The sequence below is a fragment of the Streptomyces prasinopilosus genome, from assembly GCF_001419695.1.
GTDB lineage: Bacteria > Actinomycetota > Actinomycetes > Streptomycetales > Streptomycetaceae > Streptomyces > Streptomyces prasinopilosus.
The window spans coordinates 1-4,510 of sequence record NZ_LIRG01000952.1; the positions used below are offsets into that span (position 1 = coordinate 1).

The 4,510-nt window shown below is 74.7% G+C and carries 4 protein-coding genes and 1 pseudogene; all 5 read left to right on the forward strand.

Annotated elements, in window-relative coordinates; translation table 11 throughout:
* The coding region (locus AOK18_RS28930; protein WP_240503356.1) for an RNA polymerase sigma factor at positions 1-581 on the forward strand (581 nt) is incomplete at its 5' end.
* The gene (locus AOK18_RS28935) at positions 578-1,492 is read left to right on the forward strand and encodes a cupin domain-containing protein (RefSeq protein ID WP_079105242.1); all 915 of its coding nucleotides are present in this window, start codon (positions 578-580) and stop codon (positions 1,490-1,492) included. The genes AOK18_RS28930 and AOK18_RS28935, both read left to right, overlap by 4 nt.
* A 112-nt stretch (positions 1,493-1,604) precedes the next feature.
* A complete protein-coding gene (locus AOK18_RS28940) occupies positions 1,605-2,459 on the forward strand; it encodes an ABC transporter ATP-binding protein (RefSeq protein WP_055696234.1) in 855 nt (284 codons plus the stop codon).
* On the forward strand, positions 2,456-4,048 hold the full coding sequence (locus AOK18_RS28945) for a hypothetical protein (protein ID WP_055696235.1): 1,593 nt from the start codon (positions 2,456-2,458) through the stop codon (positions 4,046-4,048). The genes AOK18_RS28940 and AOK18_RS28945 overlap by 4 nt, the downstream gene beginning before the upstream one ends.
* A pseudogene (locus AOK18_RS28950) lies at positions 4,036-4,510 on the forward strand (ABC transporter); the annotation flags it as partial. The gene AOK18_RS28945 and the pseudogene AOK18_RS28950, both read left to right, overlap by 13 nt.

Here is a 4,510-nt window from a genome sequence, read left to right on the forward strand (position 1 = left end):
GCGACGGTGAGTTGCTGCGTGCCGTTGCCGAGGACGCCGACCGGCGTGCCTTCGAGGAGCTGTACCGGCGCTACGCCCCGTGGTTGACCGCCCGGATGCGCAGCCGGTGCGCCGATGCGGGGATCGTCGACGACGTCGTGCAGGAGACGTTCCTCGCGGTGTGGCGGGGGACGGCCCGGTACCGGGAGGACGCGGCGGCCGCAGTGAGTGCCGCCGGCACGTCGAGCGGGGCGAGCGGGGCGCGTGGGGACGCCGCCGGGTGGTTGTGGCGGATCGCCTCGCGCCGGCTGATCGACGCGCTGCGCGGTGCCGGGGCGCGCGGCCGGCTGCGGCAGACGCTGGCCCGGCTGCGGCACCGGGACGAGGTCTCGGCGGAGGAACGCGTGCTCGCGGGGGTGGAGCACGGGGACCTGGCCGGTGCGCTGGTCCGGCTGTCGCCGGAACTGCGCGCGGTGCTCCAGGCCACCGTCGTCGACGGGCTGACCACCCGTGAGGCGGCCGTGCTGCTCGGCATACCGCCGGGGACGGTCAAGACGCGGGCGATGCGGGCCCGCAAGCAACTGCGGGAGGCGCTGGCATGACGTACGACTCGACGGACGGTGCGAACGGCGGTTCCGCGGGAGCCGGGGGCGGCTCGCGGTGGCATGTGCCGGCGGAGGACCTGCGGGCGTACGCACGCGGTGAGCTGGCGGCTCCGACGCTGTGGTCCGCCGACACCCACCTCACCGCCTGCGCGCACTGCCGGAGCGTCCTCGCCGAGGCCGCGGACCCCGTCGCGCTCGACGCGGGCTGGGAACGGCTCGACGCCGAGCTGGACGCGCCCCGGCCGGGATTCCTGGAGTCCCTGCTGCTGCGCCTCGGCGTCGCCGACCACACCGTGCGCCTCCTCGCGGCCACGCCGGTACTGCGCCGTTCCTGGCTGGGTGCGGTCGTCGCCGTGCTGCTGCTGACCGTGGCCGCGGGCCATTCCGGCGCGGCCACCGGTTCGCCCGCCCTCTTCCTCGCCCTCGCGCCGCTGCTGCCGCTCCTCGGAGTGGCGCTGTCGTACGGGCCCGGGCTGGACCCGACGTACGAGATGGCGGTCGTGGCCCCGATGCACGGGTTCCGGCTGCTGATGATCCGTACGGTGGCGGTGCTCGGCGCCGTGCTCGGCCTCAACGGCCTGGCGACGCTGGCCATGCCCTGGTACGGCGCGGCGGCACTGGCGTGGCTGCTGCCCGCCCTCGCGCTCAGCGCCACCGGTCTTGCCCTGACGGCACGTCTGGGCCCGGTGCTGGCACCGTCCCTCGTCGGCGGCGGCTGGATCACGCTGCTGCTCGTCGGCCACGCGGGCCGGGAGGCCGTGAACGACCCGCTCGCCCCGTTCACCGCGGCCGGGCAGGGGGTGTCGGCGCTGGTCGCCGTGCTCGCGGCCGGGCTGCTCTTCCTGTTCCGCGACCGTTTCGACCTCAACCGGACGAGGGGTGCGGGCGGCGGTGGCGGCAGGGCCTGAAGGCATCCGCCGGGCACGGCTGGAAGCCTCCGCTCCTCTTCTTCCGCTTCTTCCAATCCTTCCGCTCCCTCCACTCCTTCCGCTTCTTCCACGACCCGTACGGGAGTTCTGCATGACCCCGACCGTTTCCGCCTCCGGGCTGAGCCTCCGCTTCGGTGGCACCCGCGCCCTCGACGACGTGTCGCTGCGGCTGTCCGCCGGCGTCACCGGCCTGCTCGGTCCCAACGGCGCCGGCAAGACCAGCCTGTTGCGGGTGCTCGCCACCGCCGTACCGGCCGACCGGGGCGTGTTCACGGTGCTCGGCCACGACCCCGGCACCTCGCGCGGCCGTCAGGAGGTCCGGCGCCGACTCGGCTACCTGCCGCAGGCGCCCGGTTTCCACCCCGACTTCACCGCCTTCGAGTTCGTCGACTACGTGGCGATCCTCAAGGAACTCACCGACCGCACCGCCCGGCACCGCGAAGTGCGGCGCGTACTGGATGAGGTCGGACTCACCGGCGTACGCGGAAAGCGACTGCGGAAGCTGTCCGGCGGGATGCGCCAGCGGACCGCCCTCGCCGCGGCCCTGGTCGGCGACCCCGCCTTCCTCGTCCTCGACGAGCCGACCGTCGGCCTGGACCCCGAACAGCGCATGCGGTTCCGAGAGCTGATCGCCCACGCCGGTGAGGGGCGGACGGTGCTCCTGTCCACCCACCAGACCGAGGACGTGGCGATGCTCTGCAACCGGGTGGTGGTCATGGCCGCCGGTACCGTCCGCTTCGACGGCACCCCCGCCGAACTGACCGCCCAAGCCGGCGGCCGGGTGTGGAGCAGCGCCGAACGCGACCCCGGCGCGAAGGCGGGGTGGCGCACCGGCCTCGGCACCTACCGCAACGTGGGCGATCCGCCCGACGGCGCCGACCTCCTCGAACCCACCCTGGAGGACGGCTACCTGCTCACCCTCGACGGCGCGGCGGTGGCGGCATGACCACGACGACCACCGCGATCGTGACCCCGCCCGCGGGGGCCGCGCCGGCCGGACCGCGCGCGTCCTGGGCGGCCGTGCTGGCCCTGGCCGGCTTCGAGGCCCGCGGACTGCTGACGCGCCTTCCGGTCCTCCTCGCCTTCGCCGTGTACGCCGGCTGGACCGTGTGGCGTACGCGCACCTCCTTCGACGGCTTCCCCGCCCTTCAGGACGCCGACCGCGCCACCCAGACCGCCCCCCTGCTCGTGGGACTCGCGGTGCTGTTCTCCGTCAGCCAGGCCGTGCTGCGGTCGCGGCGGTACGACACCGAGCGGCACTTCGCCGTGCTGGTGCTGCCGCCGTGGCGCCGTACCGTCGCGCACCTGCTGTCCCTCGTGCCGGCGGTGCTGCTCGTCGCGGTGTGCGTGGGAGGCCAGTTCGGGTGGGAGGCGCTCAAGCCCGGTGCGGTGGGGAACGGTTCGCCGGGCGAACTCCTCGTCGGGCCGCTGTCCGTGCTGCTGCTCGGGACGCTCGGGGTGCTGTTCGCCCGGCTGTTCGCCTCCGCCTTCGCTGCGCCGCTGCTGCTCGTCGTGCTGCTCTTCTTCTCCATGTTCGCCGCGATGCCCCAGGACGGCGACGCGATCCGGTGGCTGATGCCGGTGGTCGGCGACTACAGCACCAGGACCCTGCCGTCCGAACTGCTGGGCCGTCCGGCCGCCTGGCACGCCCTGTACCTCGCCGGGCTCGCGCTGAGCGTGGCGCTGGCGGCGGTGCTGGTCTCCGGGGAGGGCGCAGGTGCCCGTTCCGGTTCCGGTTCCGGCCCGGGACGGGTTCTCAAGGGCCGGTTCGTCGACCATCGGGGTGTTCACGCAGGGCTCGCCGGGGCGGTGGCGCTGACGCTGCTGGGCGCGGTGACGCAGGCCGACGGCGTGCCGGCGGAGACGGAGAAGGCCCGCATGCGGTACTCGACCACTCCGCAGGACCTGCAGAAGTGCTCCGAACGGGACGGCACGACGTACTGCGCCTTCCCGGAGTGGACCTCGCGCACCGACGACTGGGCCGAGGTCGTGGACCGGGTGCGCTCCCTCGCGGGCGACGCCGTGCGGGACCGGCCGCTGGTCGTGCGGCAGCGGGTCGAGGCCCGGTACGGACCGGACGGTGACGCGGCGATGACCCCGCTCACCGACCCGAACCAGGTGAGCGTCGGTACGACGTGGGGCGGCAACCGCGTCCCCGAGTTCGCCGTCGCCGTGGCCGGGGTGCTGGTCACCGGGAAGGAGGCGGAGGCGAGCGCCCTGTGCGACGGCCGGCTCGTCACCGTGATGTGGCTGGCGTTGGCCGGCGGGGCCGAGCCGATGGCCGACCTGAGCCGCGTCCGCGTCGACGACAGCACGTCCGGTGCGGCGGTCGTCATCTCGGAGACGGAGCCGCTGCAGATGACCGCGGCGCACACCGAACTCGTCCGTGAACTGCTGGTCCGGCCGCGGGAGGAGGTCGGTGCGAAGGTCACGGCGAACTGGACCGAACTGACGACCCCGAAGGTGACGACGGACCGGACCGCGCACCTGCTGGGTCTGGACGCGCCGGAGGAGGCGGACGAATGCGGGGAGTGAGCGGGGACACGAGCCGGGTCACGGGGGCGTGGCGCGCGCTGGTGCGGCCGGTCGTACGGACGCTGCCGTGGCGGGCGATCGGGGTGGCGGGCGGCCTCGGGCTGCTGTTCGCCGCCGCGCCCCGGCTGATGGAGGAGGACGTGAGCGGCCGGCTGGCACTGAACGCGCTGCGGATGTCCGCCATCGCCTTCGCGCTCGGTGCGGCCTTCCTGCTGGACGACCCGGCCCGGCACACCACCGCCGTCGTACCGATCCGACGTGCCGTGCGGCACACCCTGCGCCTCGCCCCCGTCGTCCCGGTCACGGCCCTGTGGTGGACGGCCGCGCTGCTGCTGGTCCCGGCGGAGGTGCGGCCCCCGGTCGGCGGCGTCACCCTCGAAGCGGCGGCGACCCTGGCCCTCGCCCTGGCCGGAGCGGCGTTCACCGTCCGCCGGTCGGACAGCACGCGGCCGGGCCCGGCCG

Bases quoted from the DNA above. Each gene is read 5' to 3' on its own strand.
- AOK18_RS28935 (WP_079105242.1), top strand. From the start codon at position 578: ATGACGTACGACTCGACGGACGGTGCGAACGGCGGTTCCGCGGGAGCC.
- AOK18_RS28940 (WP_055696234.1), top strand. From the start codon at position 1,605: ATGACCCCGACCGTTTCCGCCTCCGGGCTGAGCCTCCGCTTCGGTGGC.
- AOK18_RS28945 (WP_055696235.1), top strand. From the start codon at position 2,456: ATGACCACGACGACCACCGCGATCGTGACCCCGCCCGCGGGGGCCGCG.